The organism is Arthrobacter sp. 05T444, assembly GCF_056395905.1.
The window spans coordinates 123547-145212 of record NZ_JBFTKK010000007.1 but is presented as its reverse complement, the minus strand read 5'-3'; the positions used below and the strand labels follow the sequence as shown (position 1 = coordinate 145212).

Below are 21666 nucleotides of genomic sequence, written 5' to 3'. Positions count from 1 at the left end.
CCGCTAGTCCTTGCTGCTGAAGGCGGCGTCGAAGGATGTTTGGGAGGCGGGGAAATCGAACTTCTTGAGCGCGGCGAGGGCTTCGGGGGCGCCGTGGAGGCGGTCCATGCCGGCGTCTTCCCACTCGACGGAAATGGGGCCGGTGTAGCCGATCGCGGTGAGGGCGCGGAAGGAGGATTCCCAGGGGACGTCGCCGCGTCCGGCGGAGACGAAGTCCCAGCCGCGGCGGGGGTCGCCCCAGGGAAGGTGCGAGCCCATGACGGTGTTCCGGCCGGTGGGGCGGAGCTTGGTGTCCTTGCAGTCCACGTGGTAGATCCGGTCCTTGAAGTCCCAGATGAAGGAGACGGGGTCGATGCCCTGCCACATGAAGTGGGACGGATCCCAGTTCAGGCCGAACGCCTCGCGGTGCCCGATCGCTTCGAGGGTCCGGACGGTGGTCCAGTAGTCGTAGGCGATCTCGGAAGGATGGACTTCGTGGGCGAAGCGGACTCCGCAGTCGTCGAAGACGTCCAGGATGGGGTTCCAGCGGTCGGCGAAGTCCTGGTAGCCGGCCTCGATGACCTTTTCCGGAACCGGCGGGAACATCGCGACGTACTGCCAGATGGAGGAGCCGGTGAACCCGACGACGGTGTCCACACCGAGGGCCTTGGCGAGCCGGGCGGAGTGCTTCATTTCCTCCGCGGCGCGCTGGCGGACGCCTTCGGGGTCGCCGTCGCCCCACACCTTCGAGCCGACGATGGCTTCATGGCGGAAGTCGATGGGGTCATCGCACACAGCCTGGCCCTTGAGATGGTTGGAGATGGCCCAGACCTTCAGGTTGTATTTCTCCAGGAGCGCGAGCTTGGACTCGACATAGCCGGGCTCGTCCCAGCGCCAGGCATCCAGGTGGTCCCCGGACACGGCGATTTCCAGGCCGTCATAGCCCCATCCGGACGCGAGCCGGGCAACTTCCTCGAAGGGCAGGTCGGCCCACTGGCCGGTGAACAGGGTATACGGGCGGGGCATGTCAGGCTCCTTCGGTGACCGGGGCGGCAGCGGATGCCGTCGCGCCGGTGGGCGGGATGAGTTGGATGATGGCACTTTTCGCGGCCGAGGACTCTTCGACGGCGTTCAGGACACGCTGGACGGTGAGGCCGTCTTCAAACGACGGGGACGGCGCGGTCCCTGTTGCTATCGCGGCGAGGAAGTCCCGGATTTCGTGGGTGAACGTGTGCTCCCAGCCGATGGTGTGCCCCTGGGGCCACCACGCGGCCAGATAGGGGTGCTCTGGTTCATTGACGAGGATGCGGCGGAAGCCCTGTTCCCGGATCGGAGCGCTGGCATCCAAATATCCGAGTTCATTCAGAGACTCAAGATCAAACAGCATGGTCCCACTGTCGCCGTAGATCTCCAGCGTCAGGGAGTTCTTCCTGCCTGTCGCCACCCTCGAGACTTCAACCGAGGCGATGGCCCCCGAGGCGAGGGACAGCGTGGCCCAGGCGGCGTCGTCGACCGTCACCTCTTCCATGCCGTGGGCACCCGGCCGCTGGGTGGTGAACGTGTGCATGCGGCCGGATACCTCGGTCACGGCGTCGCCGAGGAGGAAGAGCACCTGGTCGATCGCGTGGGAGGCGATGTCGCCCAGGGCGCCGGATCCTGCCGTTTCCTTGTTCAGGCGCCAGGTCATCGGCGACTCCGGATCCACGAGCCAGTCCTGCAGATAGGCTGCCCGGACGTGCCGGACCCGTCCAAGCCGGCCCTCGGCGATAAGCTCACGGGCCAGTGCCAGGGCGGGGACACGGCGGTAGTTGAAGCCGATCATCGATTGCACGCCGCGTTCCCTCGCGGCCCGGGCGGCGTGGGTCATGGCCTCTGCCTCGGCCAGGGTGTTGGCCAGCGGCTTCTCCACGAGCACGTGCTTGCCGGCCTCGAGCGCAGCGATGGCGATCTCGGCGTGCATCCAGCCGGGCGCGCAGATATCGACGATGTGGATGTCGTCCCGCTCCAAGACCGTGCGCCAGTCTGTGGCGGACTCCGCCCACCCATACTTGGCCGCGGCCGCCGCCACCTGGCCGGCGTCCCGGCCCACGAGGACTTTCTGCTCGAAGGCCGGGACATCGAAGAAGCTGGCCACGTTCCGCCAGGCATTGGAGTGGGCCTTGCCCATGAACGCGTACCCGATCATCGCCACGCCCAGAGTCCTGGTTCCCGGTCGCGTTCCTTGGGATTCTTGGGAAGTCATTGCACTGTTCCTAAAGTGTGGGTGCGGTGGGGTTCCAGTCCTCGGGGAGGGCTGCGGACGCGGGCGCTGAGCTTTCGACATCCACGAAGGTTCCCGATTCCATGGACTCTGAGATTGAGACCATGGTGTCCAGAACGTGGTAGGCGAGGTTGCCGGTGGCGCGGTGCGGGACTCCCGCTCGGATGGACCGGGCCATGTCCAGCACGCCCATGCCGCGGCCGTTGGCCGGACCGGTGGCCGGGATGGTGGTCCAGTCCTCGTCTCCCGCACGCCAGAGCCGCACGGCGCCGTCGAAGAAGTTGGGGTCCGGGAGCGAGATGGTGGCCTCTGTGCCGGTGATCTCCACGAATCCCATCCGCAGGCGCGGGGACTCGAAGCTGAAGACGCTGTGCGAGGACTGGCCGCCCTCGAACTGGGCCATGGCGCTGACGTGGGTGGGGACCTCGACGGTGAATTCCTCGCCGGCCTTCGGGCCGGAGCCGATGACGCGGACTTCCTTGGCCTTGGAGCCGACGGCGGCCACCTTCCGGATGGCGCCGAAGGTCTGTACCAGGGCCGTGAGGTAGTACGGGCCCATGTCGAACAGCGGTCCGGCACCGTACTGGAAGAGGAACGCCGGATTCGGGTGCCAGGATTCCGGTCCCGGGGTCTGGAAGGTGGTCATGGCTGTCAGCGGAGTGCCGATGTCGCCGCGCTCGATCAGCCGCCGTGCCGTCTGGAGGCCGGCGCCGAGGAAGGTGTCCGGGGCGCAGCCAAGCCGCAGCCCGGCCGCGTCTGCTGCCTTGAGCAGTCCCAGCCCGGATTCGCGGTCCAGCGAGAACGGCTTTTCCGTCCAGACGTGCTTGCCCGCGTTGACGGCGGCCGTGGCCACTTCAACATGGGCTGCGGGGATCGTGAGGTTGACGATGATCTCGACGTCGGGGTGGTTCAGTGCCGCATCCACCCCGCCCCATTCGGGGATGCCGTATTCCTTCGCCCGCGCCTCGGCGGCCTCCTCGAAGAGGTCGGCAATGATGTGGACCTTCAGGTCCGGGAAGACCGTGAGGTTGTCCAGGTACTGCTTGCTGATGACACCGGCGCCGATGACGGCGACGCCGACCGGCCCCCGGCGCGAAGCTGCGCCGCTCATGCGCGCGCGCCTTCGCTTGCCGCGGTGTTCAGGAAGGCGAGGCTCTGGGCGATGCCGTCGAAGATGTCACCGGAATAGTCGTCAAATTCCACGACACCCACTTCCAGGGATTTGGCCGCGCCGATAACGTCCCACACGGCGATCTTCCCCTGGCCGGCCGGCTGCTGGGCCTTGGTGTCGGTGCTGAGGGGCCCGTCCTTGATGTGGATGAACTTCACTCTGTCACCGAGGCGCTCAAGCACGGCCACGGGGTCCTGGCCGCCCACGGCGACCCAGTAGGTGTCTACTTCCAGGACCAGCTCGGGGTCGAGCAGCCCTGCGAAGTACTCCAGGGCGGTCTGGCCTTCGATGGTGGACTCCAGTTCCCAGGCGTGGTTGTGGTAGCCCACGCGGATGCCGTATTCGGCGCCCTTCTTGGCTGCGGCGTTGAGCTTGGCTGCGGTGCCCTGGATGTCCTCGGCCGACTGCCAGTGTTCTGCCGGCAGGTAGGGGTCAATGACGGTGCTGATGCCCAGCTCCTTGGCGGCGGCAAAGATTTCGTCCTGGTCCTGGCTGAGCAGGGGAGCGTGGCCGGACGGGGCGGTCAGGCCGTTTTCCTTCAGCGCTGCACCAAGTTCCTTGGCCGTGGCCACGAAGTTGTAGGGCTCAACCTGGGTAAAGCCGATCTCGGCTACCTTTCTGATGGTGCCGGGCAGGTCCTCCTGCATGGCATTGCGCAGGGTGTACAGCTGGAGTGAATAAGACATGTCGTTCCTTTGCGGGAGTTGGATTGTTCTCGAAAATGGGTCAGGGCCTAGCGGCCGGCGAGGGATCCGCCGATGCCGCCGACGCTGAAGTACTTGTTCAGGGTGGCGAAGACGATCACTGGCGGGAGCATCATGATCACGGCGAGGGCCATGACGGAGGTCCAGTCTGTCTGGTTCTGCTGGAAGAAGGACTGCACGCCCATGGGGAGGGTGAAGATCTCCGTGGAGCGCAGGAACACGATGGCTACGAGGTAGTCGTTCCAGGCCAGCAGGAAGGCGAAGATCGCGGTGGAGAGGATGCCCGGCAGGGAGTTGCGGAGCACCACCTTGGTGAAGGAGCCGAAGACGGAGCAGCCGTCGATCCAGGACGCTTCTTCGAGGCTGATGGGGATGGAGTCGAAGTAGGCGGCCATCATCCACGTGGCCACGGTCATGGTGGAGCCGACGTAGATGATGGTCAGGCCCATGAGGTTGTCCACCAGGCCCATCCCGGCGAACAGGATGAACAGCGGCACCACCGAGGTGATGATCGGCAGCGACTGCATGACGAACAGGAGCAGAGAGTAGCCGGAGACGGCTTTGCTGCGGCCCCGGGACAGGACGTAGCCGGCGGGTGCGGCGACGGCTACCGAGACGATCACGGTGCTGAGCGTGGTGATGAGGCTGTTCTGCAGCCAGGTGGCCGCGAGGGTTTCGGAGAACACGGAGCCGAAGTTCTCCAGCGTGAATCCGGTTGAGGTGCTGTTCGGACCCGGTGTGAAGGCGAGCACGACCGTGACCATGATGGGGACGAGAACGATCGCGGTGATGGCCAGGATCAGGACGAACCGCCACCATTGGTTGCGGTGCCCTGCTTCGGAAAGGACACTTCGGTTTTTGACGGGGCCGGTGTCGGCGACGCCGAGGACCGGGCCGGTTTCGGGATGGGCGTGGACTACTGCGCTCATTATTCGACGCTCGACTTTCGGATCTGGCGGTACAGGAGAACGGAGATGACCACCAGCGTCATGGTCATGAGGAAGGCGATGGCGACGCCGGGTCCGGTCTGGAAGTCCTGGAAGACGCTTCGGTAGGCAAGGACCACGAGGGAGGTGGTGGCGTCCACGGGACCGCCGCCGGTGAGCAGGTAGATGGTGGGGAAGTCATTGACGCAGAAGATGGTCATCAGGATCCAGCTGATGTAGGTGGACCTCGCGATCAGCGGCAGGGTGATCTGGCTGAACTGCTGCCAGCGGGTGGCGCCGTCCATGCTGGCGGCTTCGTAGACGGTGGTGTCAACGGAGGCCAGGGCCGCTGAAATCATCATCATCATGAACGGGAAGCTGACCCAGACTTTGAAAACCATGACGGTGACGGCGGCGAGGGTCGGGTCCGCGAGGAAGAGCGGGGTGCCCAGTCCCAGGTTCCTGAACAGTGACGGGATCAGGCTGTCCGGCGTGGCGACGAGCCAGTTCCAGGCGGTGGAGGACACTACGATCGGGACCACCCAGGGCAGGAGCAGGAGGACCTTGAACGTTCCGCCGGCGGGGATCTTGGTGCGCAGCAGGAGGGCCAGTCCCAGGCCGACGAGCCAGGAGCCGAACACTCCGACGATCGTGAACATCAGGGTGAATCGGGCGGCTTTCCAGAAGGCATCGGAGCCCAGGACATTGGCGAAGTTGTCGGCGCCGACGAAGTTGCCGGTGGAGATCAGGGAGCCGTCGTGCGTGGCCTGGATGCCCGCGTACACGAGCGGGTAGCCGTGGATGAGGACGAGAAGGATCACCGAGGGCAGCAGGAGCCAGAAGAATGTCCGGCTGGTCTGCGCGCTGAGTCTGCTCTTGCGGTTGGCCGGTCCTCCGGGCCCGCCGGGGGCAACTCCCCGGCGAGCCCGGCTCAGGCCGTTCTGTGCTGTAGTCACTGACATGGGAGGACCGCTTACTTCTTTATGACTGATTTAAGGCCGGACTCGAAGGCCTGCAGCGCGGACTTGGCGTCAGTCTTGCCGGTAAGGATGGTCTGGGTGAACTGGTTGAGCGCCTGGCCGCCGTCGAGGACGGCGAGGTTGTCGTTCAGCACGGTCCCCTGGGAGGCAAAGGTCTTGGCGATGGGCTGCCATTCCTTCACGATCTTGACGTTGTTCGGGTCGCTGGCGAACTCGGGGAGTTCGGTGATGGACTTGAAGACAGGAAGCGCGTTCATCAGCTTCTGCCGCCACAGTTCCTTGAGCTGGCCCATGTAGTGGACCAGGAACGCCTCCGAGGAAGCCTGCGAGGGGGTGTTCGTGTACATCATGATGTTGTTCGGGAAGACCAGGCCGTGCTTGTCGCCGTGCGGGCCGGCGATGGGGCTGGCCACCACAATGTCACCGGATGTGTCGCCAACGCGCTCTGGGACGCCCAGGACGTATGGACCGAAGGCGGCCTTCTTGTTCTTCCACATGGCGTTGAGGTTATCGGTGGTGTAGCTCACTGAGGCCGGGTCAATAATCCCGTTGGAGACCAGTTCGAGGAGGAACTCGATGGCTTCGACGTTGCGGTCGTTCATGACGTCGAGCTCGCCGTCCTTGGTGAACACCCCTCCGCCGTTGTTGACCATCATCATGATCATCGAGTGGTTGCCGATGTTGTTGCCTGCGCCGGAGCCGGTGGCGAAGCCAAAGGCGCCGATATTCTTGAGCGCCTTGCCGGCCTCAAGCAGGGAAGCCCAGTCCTTGGGCACCTCCACGCCAGCCTTCTCGAACAGCGACTTGCGGTACCAGAACACGCGCATGTCCAGCTGCCACGGGACGGCCACGTAACCCTTGTCGGACTTGAACGGTTCGAGCACGCCCGGCAGGAAATCATCGAACTGGCCGTTTTTCTTGAGCTCATCGACCACCTTGTCGGCGTAGGCGATCTGGCCCTGCTTCTCGAACTGGAAGGCCTGGAAACCGCCGCCGGTGGACACTGCAGGCCCGGTCTTGGACGCGATGGCCGAAGAGAAGGTCTGGTAAAAGTTGTTCCACTGGATGGTCTGGTAGCTGGCCTTCAGATTGCCCGAGGCCGGTGAATATCCGTCAACGAGCTTCTTGGCGGCGTCGTTGTAGGCCGGGGTGGCCCACGGCATGTCCCAGAACTTGATGACGCCGTTGCCCCCGCCGCCGCCCTGGGAGGCCGAGCCGCCGCCACAGGCGGCCAGGAGCGGAACGGAGGCCGCGGCGGCGGCGAAGCCAAGGAATCCCCGGCGCGAAAAGGCGGAGGATGCAATGGAGGATTTGGTAGACACGATGGTTTCCTTTCAGGTCCGGGCTAAGTGAATGCCCGGCCCCTTCTCGACAATGAGCGGATAGTGACTCTGGAATTGGAATGCTGGTGGTGCTGACTAGCTGTTGAGTTGGCTAAGGAGCGAAGTAACTGCCATGAACCGCGCCAGATCGTTGGCGGGGGTCCCGGAAGACAGATGCGAGTGGACCCTCGACCAGGTGGTCCGGTGGGATGACTCGTACAGTGTGGGAAGCGTCGTCGCCCCTTCTGCCGTTACCATGCGGACTTCGGCCGGCCAGGCTGCTGCCGGGTCCGGCAGCACGACGTCGGCGCGTCCCGCTGACGTGAGAATCGAAACGCTGGCCGTGGAAGGCAGCGCCGACGTGATGATGCCCTGGAGCGCTGCAGGCACTCCACCGGCAAGGACTCCAGCCACGGTGTAGCCGTTCCCGCTGCGCTGGATCAGCCTCACGTCCTGCAGGTCAATCCCGCATTGCAGGATGACGGCGAGGTGTTCGGTCAGCAGGTGCAGGGGATCCGTTCCGGGCGGCGCCACGGCAACCGAGTCCAGCAGTACGGCCTCATTGATTGCGCCGGCAATCGCGCCGCGGACGTTCGTGCCGACCAGCGCTACGTTTCCGGCCCACTGCTGGTCAAGCACAACGACGGACCCCGCGGCGGGTGCCGTAGCGGTCAGCCCGGCAAGGTCCTCAGCCACCGGCGCGGAGACCACAACGCCCTTGGCGCCGCTGCGGATCGCTTCGGCGGCGCGTTCGGCCCACCCTGCATGACCGGCAACGGCGACGACATCCGGTGTGCCGGCATCGGGCGTTCCTGCCGCCGTGGCAAAAGACAGGGGGAGGGAAGCAACGACGGCGGAGACCGCACCTGACGCTTCGGCCTGCGGATCCGCGGATACGGACAGCTGCGTGGTCATGCGTTGATCTCCTCATCTGCGGTGGTCCCGCTGGCTGTGCCGGCATCAACCCGGGCTGTATCAAACCGGCTTGCGGCCGACTCGGCGATTGCCAGCGCGAACTCAAGGTCATGGATGAGCGTCTCGGCAGATGGCGGCCGGCCCGTTCCCCGCGCCAGCTCAGCCAGCTTGCGCCATTCGCCCTCGTAGCCGTTGTGGCCGAAGGGGCCCAGGACCGTGGTCTGCCCGGCTTTCCGGATCTGGGCTGTAGCGGAGCCTGCGTGAACATAGGACGGGGTGAAGTCGATCTTCAGTGCCGCGTCATTGCCGATGGCCTCGAATACCCAGGACGGTTCCCAGGTGGCGTTCATGGCGGCACGCAGTTCGATGGTGACATCCCCGGCCCGCAGGGAGATGACATAGCCGAAGGGTCGGGCGATCTCCGCGTGCAGGACTTCCACGGAGGCAAAGTCGCGGGTGAAACGGCGAACCAGGGGAAGATCGTGGATGGCCAGGCCCATCACTCCGCCCTTGAGCATGGCCTTGATGACTTCGGGGTCAGTTGAGTCGCGATCCGGCATTGGAACCCGGCCGACGATCTCCGTGGCGAAGTCCTCAAAGCGCGGATTGGGCGGCAGGACGATGGAGGACCGGATCGTGTGGACCTTCTCAGGGAGATCCTCCCAGGCCTCCTCGGCCGCCAGCCAGCCCGGATCGAAGGTGTGCATGGCGCCGACGATGATGGGAACGCCGGTTTCGGCTGAAACGGCGGAAATGCCGGCTGCTTCCTCGCCACTCATGGCGAAGGGCTTTTCGCACAGCACCGCCTTCTTGCCGGCCCGGCAGCTGGCGATCACCTGCGCCGCGTGGAACTGGTGCGGGCTGCAGATGGCAACGATGTCCACATCGGGATCGGCGAGGAGTTCTTCCATGCTGGTGCTGAAGTGTGCCCCCACCCTGCCGGCAACTGATTCGGCCACGGCCAGATCGACATCCATGATGTGGCGCACCTCAAGAATGTCGCGGAGCCTGGCCAGCGACGGGAGGTGAATTGCCTGGGTGACAGGCCCTGCGCCCAGAATTCCGACACCAAGCGGCGCCCGTGATGCCTGTTGTTCGCTCGACAAGATTATTACCTCTTTGTAATCGCTGGAACACTGCATGCCCCTGTCCGCGAATGCTTGGTGACGGGGCTCACAGCCAAAGCTAGAACTACTTTTGTCGATCGTCAAGCAAAAGTCGGAAAGTCTCCGACAATCTTTCTGGTGTGTGACACCCAGAAGCAATCGTGCTATCAAGGATCCATGAGTCCACGAACGGGTACAGGCAACACAGCGGAGCTGACTACTGCCGACGGCGTCGGCAGTCTGTCCCGCGCCGGCGACCTGTTTCAGCTCCTCCGCGACGGCAAGGCGCGAACGCGGGCGGAACTGGCCCTGACCACCGGGCTTGCCCGTTCAACCGTGGCTTCCCGCATTGACGCCCTGATCTCCTCCGGGCTCGTGGGCCCGGCGGGTGAGGCGACGTCGAGCGGCGGCCGGCCGCCGTCGCGGTTTGCCTTCAAGCCGGCCGCGCGGGCAGTGCTGGCTGTCGACGTCGGGGCGACGCACGTGATCATTGCGGTCACCGACCTCGGCGGGAACATTCTTACGGAGCGGCGGCTGGCCCAGGATGTGGCCGAGGGGCCGGAGGCCGTGCTGGGGCGGATTATCGCCGAGGCCACGTCGCTGCTCACGGAGACGGGACGGGCGCCGGGGGACCTTGCCGGCATTGGCATCGGGCTGCCAGGCCCCGTGGAACACGCCACCGGGATGCCGGTGAAGCCCCCCATCATGCCGGGCTGGGACGGGTTTGACGTGGTCCGCTATGTCCAGCGCTCGCTGCCTGTTCCGGTACTGGTGGACAACGACGTCAACATCATGGCGCTGGGCGAACGCACCGCCCACTGGCCTGAGCACGACAATTTCCTGTTCATCAAGGTGGCCACGGGCATCGGCGCCGGCATCATCAGCAGCGGTGAATTGCAGCGCGGCGCCAACGGCACGGCCGGGGACCTTGGCCATGTGCGGGTTCCCAGGGGCGACGAGGTGCTGTGCCGGTGCGGCAATTACGGCTGCCTTGAGGCGCTGGCATCCGGCCCGGCGGTGGCCCTTTCGCTGGCGGCGCAGGGGCTCAAGGCTGAAAACGGAGGGGACGTGCTTCGCCTGGTGGCCGCGGGCAACCTGCCGGCCATCCAGGCGCTGCGCCAGGCAGGCCGGGACGTCGGCGACGTGCTAGCCACGGTGGTGAACCTGCTCAACCCTTCCGTCATTGTGATCGGAGGCAGCCTTGGCCAGGCCGGCGAGCATCTCATGGCAGGCGTGCGCGAAGTTGTTTACCGGAGATCCCTGCCCCTTGCCACCACGCACCTGCGCATCGGCCTGTCCATGGCTGGAGACCAGGCTGCGGTACTGGGTGCGAGCCAGATGGTTACCCAGCATGTGCTGTCCCCGGCGGTCATCGAGGCCACGCTGCAGGCTACGGGGTAGTCGGAACAGCCAGACCGACATTCAGACTGAAGTGAAACGGAGGCATGAAACGTGAGCAATCAGCAGCCCGCACCCCTGAAGGTCGGCGTTGTGGGGATCGGATGGGCCGGTCAACAGCACATCAAGGCCTACAAGAATATTGACGGCGTGGAGCTCGTGGCCGTTGCCGCCCAGGAGGCGGACCTCCTGGGCAGCCTCAAGGACGAGTACGGCATTCCCCACACGTTCGCCCGCTGGGAGGACCTGATCGGGTTCGAAGGACTCGACGCCGTCAGCGTCGCCGTGCCCACGTTCCTGCACGCACCGATTGCCATTGCGGCGCTTGAGCGCGGACTGCACGTCCTGAGCGAAAAGCCGCTGGCCCGCAACGGCGAAGAGGGCCGGAGTATGGTCGAGGCTGCTCGCAAGGCCGGCCGCGTCCTGGACGTCGCCTTCAACCACCGCCGCCGGGGCGATATCCAGAAGCTGAAAGGCATCATCGACGACGGCGAACTCGGCCGGCCGTACTACGCCAAGGCATCCTGGCTCCGCCGCCAGGGGATCCCGATGCTGGGCAGCTGGTTCACGAACCCTGCGCTGGCGGGCGGCGGCCCCCTCGCGGACATCGGCGTGCACGTCCTGGACTACTCGCTGCACCTGCTGGGTGAACCGAAAGTGCTGTCTGTCTCGGCCTCCACGCACTCCGAGCTGGGCCCCCGCGGCCTCGGCGGAAACGCCCGGTACACCGCCATGCAGTCCGCCCACAAGTTCGAAGTTGAAGACTTCGCGTCGGCGTTCATCCGACTGGAGGGCGGCGGCACGCTGATCCTCGAGGCCGGCTGGGCGGCGTACCGGGAGGAGGATGACCTGCTGGACTTCACGGTTTACGGTACCGACGGCGGAGCGGAACTGCGCGCCGTCGGGGCCTCCAATGCCCCCGTCGCAGGCCTGCGGATCTTCAAGGAGAAGGACGGCGAGAACGCGGACTACGAGGTGGTGGCGGAGCAGGGCCGCGCGCACGACGCAGTGGTGGAGGACTTTGTCACCGCCGTCCGCGGAGGTGAGACCGAGTGGGGCGCCCACGACGGCTCACTCGCGCTGAGCCGCGCGCTGGTGCTCGATGCCTGCTACAAGTCCGCCCTCGAACAGCGCGAAGTGAGGCTCTGACATGACTGACAAACTCAACATCCTGGTCTGGAACGAAGGCGTCCACGAATCCCGCAACCAGCCTGAAACTATGGCCGAGATGTACCCCAGCGGCATCCACGGCGCCATCGCGGACGGGCTGAAGGGTTTCTACCCGGACTCCGGCATCACCACGGCCACGCTGGCAGACCCGGAGCACGGACTCTCGGAGGAGACCCTGGCCGCGACCGACGTGCTGCTGTGGTGGGGCCACGTGGCCCACGATGACGTCAGCGACGAGGTGGTCGAGCGCGTGCAGCGCCACGTACTGGGCGGCATGGGGCTCATCGTCCTCCATTCCGGCCACTTCTCGAAGATCTTCACCGCGCTGCTGGGCACCACCTGCTCGCTTAAGTGGCGCAACGACGGCGAACGCGAACTCGTGTGGACCGTCAAGCCTTCGCATCCGATTGCCGCCGGTGTGGAAAGCCCCATGGTGATTCCGAAGCAGGAGATGTACGGCGAGCTCTTCGACATCCCGGATCCGGATGACCTCATCTTCATCAGCTCCTTTGAAGGCGGCGAAGTCTTCCGCTCGGGGGTGACCTTCTCCCGGGGCAAGGGCCGGATCTTCTACTTCAGCCCGGGGGACCAGGAGTACCCCGTCTATCACCAGCCCCAGATCCGGCAGGTGATCGCCAACGCGGTGGGCTGGGTGGCGCAGCCGAAGCAGTTCCGGGAAGCGCCGGGAGTGAGCAACGCGCCGCGGGACTGGTACCTGTAACTGAGCACTGACGACCATGTCCTGGCGGGCCGGAGCGCAGCGATGTGACCCGGCCCGCCGACTTTTATTCTTTCGACATAAGCCCGCCGTGATAGCAATGAAGTGATGAAACCGCTTGCCTTTTTCTTGCCGCCAGCCCGGGCCGCACTGTGAGGGCCCGCCTGGGCTCCAGGGTCCCCGGCAGCTGGGTTCTCCTCGCCTGCATAGGACTCATCGCCCTTAACATGCGGGGACCGTTCGTGGCGGTCGCACCCGTGGTGGGTCCGATGCAGCAGGATCTCGGCTTTTCGCCCGTGGAACTGGGTCTGCTCACCGGAATCCCGGTGCTGTGCTTTTCGCTCGCTGCGCCCCTGGCGTCGCTGGCGGCGCGCAGGCTGGGCGCAGAGGTGGCCATCACGCTGACCCTTCTTGGAGTCCTGGCAGGGGTCATCGTCCGGTCCGCCGGCGGCGGCGTGCTGGTGATGCTCGGGACGGTGATCCTGGGCGTGGCCATCACGGTGGGCAATATCGCGGTGCCGCTGATCATCCGGCGTGACTTTTCCTCCCGCCGGCAGGGCACCGCAATGGGCATCTATACCGCGGCCCTCAACATCGGGTCCTTCCTCACCTCGGTGGTCACGGCGCCCCTCGCCGAACTGTGGGGCTGGCGCCCGGCACTGGCCGCCAGCGCGTTGTTCGCTGTCGCCGCAATAGCTTTCTGGGTGCCCGCCGCCGGCCGCGGGTCATTGGTACCCGCCGCCGACGACGGCTCCGGTGGGCCGCCAGCCAGCGGCCGCCCCCCTTCACGCTGGATTACCGTGGGCCTGACCGTCGGTTTCGCCGGCCAGGCCATCTCCTACTACGGCGTCACGGCCTGGCTGCCCACGTTGCTCGCTGACGAACTGGGGATGGCGCCGGCTGCCGCCGGCGCGGGGTCGTCGCTCTTCCAGATTCTTGCGATCGCGGGCGGCCTTGGGGTTCCGATGGTGGCGCGCTTTGCCAGCACGACGGCGGTTGCCCTCACCCTGGGTGCCATGTGGCTGAGCGTGCCGTTGGGACTGCTGGCGGCGCCCCAGCTGTGGTGGCTATGGTCTTCCCTCGGCGGCGCGGCCCAGGGCGGCGGCATCACGGTCATCTTCATCGCCATCATCAAGCTGGCCCGCGACCAGGTCTCGGCCGGCCGGATGTCAGCGGTCGTCCAGGGTGTGGGCTACTGCTTCGCCGCGGCGGCCCCGACTGTCGTGGGCTACGTCCACAGCATCTCCGGCACGTGGTCCCTCCCGCTGCTGCTGATCCTGGGTTCGGTGCTGGCGTTCATCCTGGGAACAACGCTGTCAGTGCGCAAGGTGCCGAAACAGCGCTAGGCACCACCCGCCGTCGCGCCCCTGCCCCGCTCTAAAACCCCTCAGCGCGAACGAACACCTAAGCCCTCCACGCAAAAGCGCGAACGAACACTTAACCCCCCGTGGAAATGGGGCCTCAAGTGTTCGTTCGCGCTGGAAGGTGGTTCCGTTGCCGGGCTGCCTCCCCGGATTTCGGGGGTGCTGTTGCGGAGGCGTGGCAGCCCGGCGGACGGAGATCTCTAGGCGGCTACGAGTTCGTCCTCGATCGCTTCGGCCGTGGCGTCCACGCCCTGGCGGGCCTCATGCAGGTACCGGGCGTACGCCGGAACGGTGAGGAAGCTGGGGAACTTGTCGCTGAGCGTGACTTCCTCAAAGATGTCGCGGGCGTCAGCAAAGCGGTCTCCGTCGAAGCGTTCCAGTGCGGCGAACTCCTCGTCCAGCATGTCCTCAACCCACTGCTTCGTGATGATCTCGCCGTGGTCAGTGATGGCGCGGGAGTAGATCCACTGCCACAGCTGCGAGCGGGAGATTTCCGCGGTGGCGGCGTCCTCCATCAGGTTGTGGATGGCCACGGCGCCGTTGCCGCGCAGCCAGGATTCGATGTAGCGGATCCCGACTTCGATGTTGTTCCGGATGCCCTGCTCCGTGATCGTGCCCTGGGTCGCGGCCACGTTGATCAGGGCGCGGTCGTCGGGGATGACGTCCTCGCGCAGGCGGTCCAGCTGGTTGGGGCGGTCGCCGAGGACGCCGTCGAACACCTCGCGGCACACCGGAACCAGGTCCGGGTGTGCCACCCAGGATCCGTCGAAGCCGTCGGCGGCCTCGCGAGTCTTGTCCGCGCGGACCTTTTCGAAGGCGTTGGCGTTGGCGGCCTCGTCCTTGCGGTTGGGAACGGCTGCGGCCATTCCGCCGATCGCCATGGCGCCGCGCTTGTGGCAGGCGCGCACCAGCTGTTCGGTGTAGGCCCGCATGAACGGTGCGGTCATGGTCACCTGGCCACGATCCGGCAGGACGAAGCGGGGGCCACGTGTGCGGAAGTTCTTGATGAGCGAGAAGATGTAGTCCCAGCGGCCGGCGTTCAGGCCCGAGGCGTGGTCCCGCAGTTCGTAGAGGATCTCCTCCATCTCAAAGGATGCCGTGATGGTTTCGATCAGCACCGTGGCGCGGATGGTGCCCTGCGGAATACCGAGCAGGTCCTGGGCCAGGATGAAGATGTCGTTCCACAGCCGGGCTTCGAGGTGGTTCTCGATCTTGGGCAGGTAGAAGTAGGGACCCTTGCCCTGGGCCAGGAGGCGGCGGGCGTTGTGGAAGAAGTACAGGCCGAAGTCCACGATGCCGCCGGCAATTGGCGTGCCGTTGATGAGCATGTGCTTCTCGGGCAGGTGCCAGCCGCGGGGACGCACCACGATGGTGGGCAGATCCTCGGCGGCGCGGAGCTTGTATTCCTTGCCTTCCGGTGATGTGAAGTCGATGCGGCGTTCCAGGGCATCCGTGAGGTTCAGCTGCCCCTGGATGACGTTGCGCCACGACGGCGTGGAGGAATCTTCCATGTCCGCGAGCCAGACCTTGGCGCCCGAGTTCAGCGCGTTGATGGTCATTTTCTTGTCCACCGGGCCGGTGATTTCGACGCGGCGGTCCTCCAGGCCCGGCGCCGGGGGAGCAACCCGCCAGTGGGGATCGTTGCGGATGGACTCGGTCTCGCGGAGGAAGCGCGGATCCTGGCCCCCTGCGATGTCCTCCCGCCGTGCCTTGCGGGCCCGCAGCAGCTCCTCACGCCGCCCGGTGGTCGCCTTGTGAAGCTTGGCGACGAACGCCAAAGCATCCGGAGTAAGAACCTCGCCCTGCCGGCAAATCGGCTGCGCGGTCAACGTAATCCCGTTGATAGTGAAGTTGTCAGTGAAGCTGTTCATCTCAATTGCTCCTAAATAGGAAGAACGACGGCGACACGCACTCAGGTGCGGTCCTCACCAGGCCGAAGGTGTCGGTGTTGCGGCAGCCTGCGTAAAAGGGGCCCTGTGCCCGGGTCCGTCCTCGCTCAGCGAGGTCGGACCCGGGCATGGGGAATAGCAGGCAGAGCAATGCCGGACCGAAGGCCGCAGGCAAGTCCCGCCGTCGAACGAGTGCTAGTGGAACTGGCCTTCTTCGGTGGATCCCACCAAGGCCAGGGTGGATGCGTTCGGGTTGAGCGCAGTTGCGATGTCGTCGAAGTAGCCGGTGCCGACTTCGCGCTGGTGCTTGGTCGCGGTGTAGCCGCGGGTCTCGGAGGCGAATTCCTTCTCCTGCAGCTCGACGTAGGCGCTCATGCCTTCACGAGCGTAGCCGTGGGCGAGGTCGAACATCGAGTAGTTCAGGGCGTGGAAGCCGGCCAGGGTGATGAACTGGAACGTGAAGCCCATGGCGCCGAGTTCACGCTGGAACTTGGCGATGGTGGCGTCGTCCAGGTGCTTGCGCCAGTTGAACGACGGCGAGCAGTTGTAGGAAAGCATCTGGTCCGGGAACTCGGCCTTGACGGCCTCGGCGAACTTGCGCGCCAGTTCCAGGTCCGGGGTGCCCGTTTCCATCCAGATGAGGTCAGAGTACGGGGCGTAGGCCTTGGCGCGGGCGATGCAGGGTTCGATGCCGTTGCGGACCTTGTAGAAGCCTTCCGGGGTGCGGACTGGCTGTCCCCCTTCGCGGAGGATGAACTCCTGGTCGCGCTCGTCGACGTCCGAGGTGATCAGGGTTGCTGCCTCGGCGTCGGTGCGGGCGATGACGACGGACGGGGTGCCGGCGACGTCGGCGGCCAGGCGGGCCGCGTTCAGCGTGCGGACGTGCTGCTGGGTGGGGATGAGCACCTTTCCGCCGAGGTGGCCGCACTTCTTCTCCGACGCGAGCTGGTCCTCCCAGTGAACGCCCGAGGCGCCGGCCTGGATCATGGACTTCATGAGTTCGTAGGCGTTGAGCGGGCCGCCAAAGCCGGCCTCGGCGTCGGCGACGATCGGCACCATCCAGTCCTCGACCGTCTGGATGCCCTCGGAGAACTCGATCTGGTCGGCCCGGAGCAGGGCGTTGTTGATGCGGCGCACAACCGTGGGGACCGAGTTGGCCGGGTAGAGCGACTGGTCCGGGTAGGTGTGGCCGGAGTTGTTGGCGTCGGCGGCCACCTGCCAGCCGGAGAGGTAGATGGCGCGGAGGCCGGCCTTGACCTGCTGCACCGCCTGGTTGCCGGTCAGGGCGCCCAGAGCGTTGGTGTACCTGCCTTCCTTGTGCTCCTCGGTCAGCTGCTTCCACAGCTTTTCGGAGCCGCGGCGGGCCAGCGTGTGCTCTTCAGAGACGCGGCCGCGGAGGCGGACGACGTCGGAAGCCTTGTAGTCACGGGTCACACCTTCCCAGCGGGGGTTGGCGGCCCACTCGAGCTCCAGTGCGGCGGCCTGCTCTTCGGGCGTCTGCTGGGTGGGCTCAAATGCTGCAGTCATCTTTGTCTCCTAGTTTGTGCTCCGGAAGCCGGCCCGTCCTGCGTCTTTGCAGTCGGGGCCGGCTGGCTCGGTGCGGTGTTTCTTTCCGTGTTCCCCACTTTTCTGCACTTTCGAAGGGGTTACTAGAGGAAAACCATGGAAAGAAATGCACTTCTTCGCGTAAGCTCAAGAAATGCACACAACCAGCTGGAGCCGCCAAGCCGAATCGCCGCCGTCCCCCGCCGCGCCGGACGTCGACGTCATCAGCCTGGGCCGCCGCGTCCGGCACTTGCGCAAAGCGGCAGGGAAGACCCTCGATGACCTCAGTGCCGCCGTCGGGACGGCCCCCAGCCAGCTGAGCCTGATCGAAAACGGCAAGCGGGAACCCAAACTGGGCCTGCTGCAGCAGCTTGCGGCGGCGCTGGGCGTCACCATCGACCAGCTGCTGGGGGCAGAGCCGCCCAACCGCCGGGCGGCGCTGGAGATCGAGCTGGAACGCTACCAGCGCAGCCCGATCTACGAGTCCCTGAACCTGCCCAAAATCCGCATCAGTTCGCGCCTTCCCATGGATGTGCTGGAGTCCATGGTGGGACTCCAGCACGAGCTGGAGCGCAAGCTGAATGAGCAGATTGCGACGCCCGAAGAAGCCCGCCGCGCCAACGGTGAACTGCGGGCCATGATGCGCGAGCGGAACAACTATTTCCCCGAGTACGAGGCCGAGGCCCAAAAGGTCCTGGCGTCCGTGGGGCACACCAGCGGCCCGCTTTCGCATCACGTGATCGCCGACATCGCCGGGCACCTCGGCTTCTCCCTGCACCACGTTGGCGACCTGCCGCATTCCACGCGTTCAGTGACGGATCTTAAGAACCACCGAATTTATCTGACGCAGAATGAGCGCTCGGACCACGATCCCCGCTCCGTGCTCCTGCAGGCGTTGGGCCACTACGTCCTGGGCCACCAGACCCCCACCAACTACGGGGATTTCCTGATGCAGCGGGTGGCCACCAACTATTTCGCGGCGGCCCTGCTCCTTCCCGAGCAGGCCACCGTGGAATTCCTGCAGAAGGCGAAGCTAGCCAAGGAAATAGCTGTGGAGGACATCCGGGACGCTTTCGCGGTGTCCTATGAAACAGCCGCCCACCGGTTCACCAATCTGGCCACCCAGCACTTGGACATCCGCACGCACTTCCAGAAGACGCACAAGAGCGGAATCATCTACAAGGCGTACGAGAACGACGGCGTGACGTTCCCGCACGACCATACCGGCGCCATTGAGGGCCAGTTCTCGTGCAGGAACTGGACCAGCAGGGTGGTCTTCGATGTGGCCGACAAGTTCAGTGCCTACAACCAGTACACTGACACCCCGGCCGGGACCTACTGGTGCACAGCCCGGACGGAACGCTCAGCCAATGGTGAATTTTCCCTCTCCGTGGGCGTGCCGTACGCGCACGTGAAATGGTTCCGCGGGCGTGACACCACCGAGCGATCCAAGTCCACATGCCCGGACGAGAACTGCTGCAAGCGTCCGCCGGCCGCGTTGGCGTCGGAATGGGCGGGCAACGCCTGGCCGTCCGCCCGGGCACACTCGCACCTGCTGGCGGCCATGCCCCCGGGTGCTTTCCCGGGCGTGGACGAGACCGAGGTGTACTCGTTTCTGCAGGCGCACTCCGGGAGCTAGCGCGCGCACGGTCCTGGGCGCTGCCCCGCCCGGCCCCTGTGACGCTCTCTCACGTCCTACGGGTTGTCGGCGGACGCTCTCTCACTTCCTGCGGGTTGTCGGCGGACGCTCTCTCACTTCCTGCGGGGCGCCCCAAGCTGGGCGGACTATATTGGGCCCTGTCAGCTCATCAACCTGATCGCGGAAGTGTGCACTCATGGCCAAGGAACTCGCCACCCAGCTCATCGAACAACTTCAGGCTGCCGGAGTGCAGCGAATTTACGGGATCGTGGGGGACAGTCTCAACCCGATTGTCGATGCCGTGCGGAAGACCGGCGGCGCGACCAATGGCGGAATCGACTGGATCCATGTCCGGCATGAAGAGGCCGCCGCGTTCGCCGCCGCTGCGGAAGCCCAACTGACCGGCCGGCTTGCAGTCTGCGCCGGCTCCTGCGGTCCCGGCAATCTTCACTTGATCAACGGGCTGTACGACGCGAACCGCTCCGGAGCGCCCGTTCTGGCCATCGCTTCGCATATCCCGAGCAAACAGATCGGCAGCGGCTTCTTCCAGGAAACCCATCCCGACCGGATTTTCAACGAATGCTCCGTGTACTCGGAACTGGTGAGCACAGCGGAACAGGCGCCCCGGGTGATGCACAGCGCGATCCAGCACGCTGTCGCGTTAGGGGGCGTCGCCGTCGTGACCCTTCCCGGCGATATCGCCGGGCTCGAAGCGACGGGCGAAACTCCGCTGCCCGCTGTTTTCCGGCCCGCCACCCTCACCCCGGCCCCGCAAAGCGTCCGGGAGCTCGCCGATGCCATCAACGCGGCGGACAAGGTTGCCATCTTTGCGGGCGCAGGAACGCAGGGCGCCCACGACGAAGTCGTCGCCCTCGCGGAGTTAGTGGGCGCCCCGATAGGCCACTCGCTGCGGGGCAAGGACTTCATGCAGTACGACAACCCGTACGACATCGGGATGACCGGGCTGCTGGGCTATGGCGCCGCGGCCGAGGGAATTGAGGACGCGGACCTGCTGATCCTGCTCGGCACAGATTTTCCCTATGACCAGTTCCTTCCAGGTACCCGCACCGCCCAAGTGGACCGCGCTGCCCACAAGCTTGGCCGGCGGACCGACGTCGACGTCGCCGTCCATGGCGACGTGCTGCCCACGCTCACCGCACTGACGCCCTTGATCACCCGGAAGAAGAGCCGCCGCTTCCTCAACCAGATGCTCAAGAAGCATGACCGGCTCATGAACAAGGCAGTGGGGGCCTACACCCGCAAGGTGGAAAAGAAGCAGCCGATCCACCCGGAGTACGCGGCTTCCCTCCTGGACCAGGTGGCGGCGGAGGACGCCATTTTCACCGCGGACACCGGGATGTGCAACGTCTGGACCGCCCGCTACATCAATCCGCTGGGCACGCGCCGGTTGATCGGCTCGTACCTGCACGGCTCGATGGCCAACGCCCTCCCGCACGCGATTGGCGCCCAACTTGCCTACCCCGGACGGCAGGTCATCTCGGTCTCGGGCGACGGCGGCCTGTCCATGCTGCTTGGAGAGCTCATCACCGTTGCAGCGCATCGTTTACCGGTGAACGTGGTGGTCTTTAACAACTCCACCCTAGGCATGGTCAAACTTGAAATGCTCGTGGACGGGCTGCCCGATTTCGGCGTGGACGTGCCCGACGCTGACTACGCCGCCGTCGCCCGGGCGCTCGGCTTCCACTCCGTCCGCGTCACCGATCCGGCGCGGATCGAGGACGCCTACCGCGAAGCCTTCGCGCATCCGGGACCGTCGCTGGTTGAACTCATCACGGATCCCAAGGCGCTGTCCATTCCGCCGAAGATCACCGGTTCGCAGGTCCTTGGCTTCGCGACCGCCATGTCGAAAGTCGTCCTCAACCGCGGCGCCGGCGAGGCCGTGAGCATGGCGCGGAGCAACCTGCGCAACATCCCGCGGCGTTAGGTTCAGCAGCGGACGACGACGGTGCTGCCGCCGTCGTTCGCCTTCGACGGCGGCTGCCGCGCGGCGGTGGTCACCGCCCGCGGCGCTCGGCCGCCAGCAGCGCCGCCGTCTTTTCGATGAGTCCGTACGGTATGGGCTTGCCCAAGGGGAATTTCAGCGTTCCCTTGGCGGACCGGTACGGGGTGATTTCAGCTTCGAAGTCAGCGTCTCCGGCCGGCACTGGATACACGGAAATATGGTGTGCCCACCCCGCGAAATACACCACATACTTCCCGTCCAGGGTGATGGTCGGGATGCCGTAGCTGATCTCTTCGCCGGAACCCGGCACGGCAGCGGAACACCGGCGCCGGATCTCCTGGAGGGTGCCCTGCACCTCGACGGGGAACGACGCAATGTATTCGTCAACGCTGTTGAAATGGTTTGCCATGCATCGTTCCTCCATCCCTCCAGGTCCCGACGGAACCGCCTCTACTCCGCTTCCGGCATGTCTCGAGGATACGCCGCGGCGGGATCTGAGAGAGCGTTGGCGAAATCGTTGCGAAAAGTGAGAGAGCGTCGGAGCAGGCGAGACCAAACCGACGGCGAACCGTGACCCGGCAGGCATCGAACTGGCGGGGTCAGGCTGGTTGACTGAA

At 65.5% G+C, this 21666-nt stretch carries 18 protein-coding genes; 6 read left to right on the top strand and 12 right to left on the bottom strand.

Annotation, left to right across the window (positions count from 1 at the left end):
• Positions 1-3 precede the first annotated feature (3 nt).
• The 9 genes from AC1DD3_RS09215 to AC1DD3_RS09175 form a co-directional block, all read right to left on the bottom strand.
• The gene (locus AC1DD3_RS09215; protein WP_476881487.1) at positions 4-1005 is read right to left on the bottom strand and encodes a sugar phosphate isomerase/epimerase family protein; all 1002 of its coding nucleotides are present in this window, start codon (positions 1003-1005) and stop codon (positions 4-6) included.
• A 1-nt stretch (position 1006) separates the two neighbouring features.
• Positions 1007-2221, bottom strand: a complete 1215-nt coding sequence (locus AC1DD3_RS09210) for a Gfo/Idh/MocA family protein (RefSeq protein ID WP_476881486.1) — start codon at positions 2219-2221, stop codon at positions 1007-1009.
• A gap of 10 nt (positions 2222-2231) precedes the next feature.
• On the bottom strand, positions 2232-3350 hold the full coding sequence (locus tag AC1DD3_RS09205) for a Gfo/Idh/MocA family protein (RefSeq protein ID WP_230118744.1): 1119 nt from the start codon (positions 3348-3350) through the stop codon (positions 2232-2234).
• Complete coding sequence (locus AC1DD3_RS09200; RefSeq protein ID WP_230118745.1) at positions 3347-4096, bottom strand: sugar phosphate isomerase/epimerase family protein; 750 nt, start codon at positions 4094-4096, stop codon at positions 3347-3349. Before AC1DD3_RS09200 ends, AC1DD3_RS09205 begins: the two co-directional genes overlap by 4 nt.
• A gap of 47 nt (positions 4097-4143) precedes the next feature.
• A complete protein-coding gene (locus AC1DD3_RS09195) occupies positions 4144-5043 on the bottom strand; it encodes a carbohydrate ABC transporter permease (RefSeq protein ID WP_230118746.1) in 900 nt (299 codons plus the stop codon).
• On the bottom strand, positions 5043-6002 hold the full coding sequence (locus AC1DD3_RS09190; protein ID WP_230118747.1) for a carbohydrate ABC transporter permease: 960 nt from the start codon (positions 6000-6002) through the stop codon (positions 5043-5045). Before AC1DD3_RS09190 ends, AC1DD3_RS09195 begins: the two co-directional genes overlap by 1 nt.
• 11 nt (positions 6003-6013) lie before the next feature.
• Complete coding sequence (locus AC1DD3_RS09185; protein WP_230118748.1) at positions 6014-7342, bottom strand: ABC transporter substrate-binding protein; 1329 nt, start codon at positions 7340-7342, stop codon at positions 6014-6016.
• Positions 7343-7438: 96 nt separating this feature from the next.
• Positions 7439-8257, bottom strand: a complete 819-nt coding sequence (locus AC1DD3_RS09180; RefSeq protein WP_230118749.1) for a hypothetical protein — start codon at positions 8255-8257, stop codon at positions 7439-7441.
• A complete protein-coding gene (locus tag AC1DD3_RS09175) occupies positions 8254-9363 on the bottom strand; it encodes a Gfo/Idh/MocA family protein (protein WP_230118750.1) in 1110 nt (369 codons plus the stop codon). The genes AC1DD3_RS09180 and AC1DD3_RS09175 overlap by 4 nt, the downstream gene beginning before the upstream one ends.
• Before the next feature lie 177 nt (positions 9364-9540).
• Here AC1DD3_RS09175 and AC1DD3_RS09170 point away from each other — a divergent pair, with 177 nt between their 5' ends.
• The 4 genes from AC1DD3_RS09170 to AC1DD3_RS09155 all read left to right on the top strand — a co-directional run bounded on the left by AC1DD3_RS09170 (position 9541) and on the right by AC1DD3_RS09155 (position 13995).
• The gene (locus tag AC1DD3_RS09170; RefSeq protein WP_230118751.1) at positions 9541-10764 is read left to right on the top strand and encodes an ROK family transcriptional regulator; all 1224 of its coding nucleotides are present in this window, start codon (positions 9541-9543) and stop codon (positions 10762-10764) included.
• A gap of 51 nt (positions 10765-10815) precedes the next feature.
• Entirely contained in the window at positions 10816-11910 is a 1095-nt protein-coding gene (locus tag AC1DD3_RS09165) for a Gfo/Idh/MocA family protein (protein ID WP_230118752.1), read from the top strand.
• Between the two features lies 1 nt (position 11911).
• Complete coding sequence (locus tag AC1DD3_RS09160) at positions 11912-12652, top strand: ThuA domain-containing protein (protein ID WP_476881485.1); 741 nt, start codon at positions 11912-11914, stop codon at positions 12650-12652.
• Positions 12653-12876: 224 nt separating this feature from the next.
• Positions 12877-13995 (top strand): MFS transporter, encoded by a 1119-nt coding sequence (locus AC1DD3_RS09155; protein WP_476875082.1) that lies wholly within the window; start codon positions 12877-12879, stop codon positions 13993-13995.
• Positions 13996-14213: 218 nt separating this feature from the next.
• Here AC1DD3_RS09155 and aceB read toward each other — a convergent pair whose 3' ends face one another.
• Both aceB and aceA read right to left on the bottom strand, forming a co-directional pair.
• Positions 14214-15884, bottom strand: a complete 1671-nt coding sequence (gene aceB / locus AC1DD3_RS09150; protein ID WP_230120461.1) for a malate synthase A — start codon at positions 15882-15884, stop codon at positions 14214-14216.
• 213 nt (positions 15885-16097) lie between these two features.
• Positions 16098-17429, bottom strand: a complete 1332-nt coding sequence (aceA, locus tag AC1DD3_RS09145; protein ID WP_476881484.1) for an isocitrate lyase — start codon at positions 17427-17429, stop codon at positions 16098-16100.
• 172 nt (positions 17430-17601) lie between these two features.
• Between aceA and AC1DD3_RS09140 the strand changes: the two genes are divergently transcribed.
• Together AC1DD3_RS09140 and AC1DD3_RS09135 are read left to right on the top strand one after the other, a co-directional pair.
• Complete coding sequence (locus AC1DD3_RS09140) at positions 17602-19086, top strand: helix-turn-helix transcriptional regulator (RefSeq protein ID WP_230120465.1); 1485 nt, start codon at positions 17602-17604, stop codon at positions 19084-19086.
• 196 nt (positions 19087-19282) lie between these two features.
• On the top strand, positions 19283-21031 hold the full coding sequence (locus AC1DD3_RS09135) for a pyruvate dehydrogenase (RefSeq protein WP_230120467.1): 1749 nt from the start codon (positions 19283-19285) through the stop codon (positions 21029-21031).
• Between the two features lie 70 nt (positions 21032-21101).
• Here AC1DD3_RS09135 and AC1DD3_RS09130 read toward each other — a convergent pair whose 3' ends face one another.
• A complete protein-coding gene (locus AC1DD3_RS09130; RefSeq protein WP_230120475.1) occupies positions 21102-21458 on the bottom strand; it encodes an iron chaperone in 357 nt (118 codons plus the stop codon).
• Positions 21459-21666 lie beyond the last annotated feature (208 nt).

Bases quoted from the DNA above. Each gene is read 5' to 3' on its own strand.
- AC1DD3_RS09215 (WP_476881487.1), bottom strand. From the start codon at position 1,005: ATGCCCCGCCCGTATACCCTGTTCACCGGCCAGTGGGCCGACCTGCCC.
- AC1DD3_RS09210 (WP_476881486.1), bottom strand. From the start codon at position 2,221: ATGACTTCCCAAGAATCCCAAGGAACGCGACCGGGAACCAGGACTCTG.
- AC1DD3_RS09205 (WP_230118744.1), bottom strand. From the start codon at position 3,350: ATGAGCGGCGCAGCTTCGCGCCGGGGGCCGGTCGGCGTCGCCGTCATC.
- AC1DD3_RS09200 (WP_230118745.1), bottom strand. From the start codon at position 4,096: ATGTCTTATTCACTCCAGCTGTACACCCTGCGCAATGCCATGCAGGAG.
- AC1DD3_RS09195 (WP_230118746.1), bottom strand. From the start codon at position 5,043: ATGAGCGCAGTAGTCCACGCCCATCCCGAAACCGGCCCGGTCCTCGGC.
- AC1DD3_RS09190 (WP_230118747.1), bottom strand. From the start codon at position 6,002: ATGTCAGTGACTACAGCACAGAACGGCCTGAGCCGGGCTCGCCGGGGA.
- AC1DD3_RS09180 (WP_230118749.1), bottom strand. From the start codon at position 8,257: ATGACCACGCAGCTGTCCGTATCCGCGGATCCGCAGGCCGAAGCGTCA.
- AC1DD3_RS09170 (WP_230118751.1), top strand. From the start codon at position 9,541: ATGAGTCCACGAACGGGTACAGGCAACACAGCGGAGCTGACTACTGCC.
- AC1DD3_RS09160 (WP_476881485.1), top strand. From the start codon at position 11,912: ATGACTGACAAACTCAACATCCTGGTCTGGAACGAAGGCGTCCACGAA.
- AC1DD3_RS09155 (WP_476875082.1), top strand. From the start codon at position 12,877: ATGCGGGGACCGTTCGTGGCGGTCGCACCCGTGGTGGGTCCGATGCAG.
- aceB (WP_230120461.1), bottom strand. From the start codon at position 15,884: ATGAACAGCTTCACTGACAACTTCACTATCAACGGGATTACGTTGACC.
- aceA (WP_476881484.1), bottom strand. From the start codon at position 17,429: ATGACTGCAGCATTTGAGCCCACCCAGCAGACGCCCGAAGAGCAGGCC.
- AC1DD3_RS09140 (WP_230120465.1), top strand. From the start codon at position 17,602: ATGCACACAACCAGCTGGAGCCGCCAAGCCGAATCGCCGCCGTCCCCC.
- AC1DD3_RS09135 (WP_230120467.1), top strand. From the start codon at position 19,283: ATGGCCAAGGAACTCGCCACCCAGCTCATCGAACAACTTCAGGCTGCC.
- AC1DD3_RS09130 (WP_230120475.1), bottom strand. From the start codon at position 21,458: ATGGCAAACCATTTCAACAGCGTTGACGAATACATTGCGTCGTTCCCC.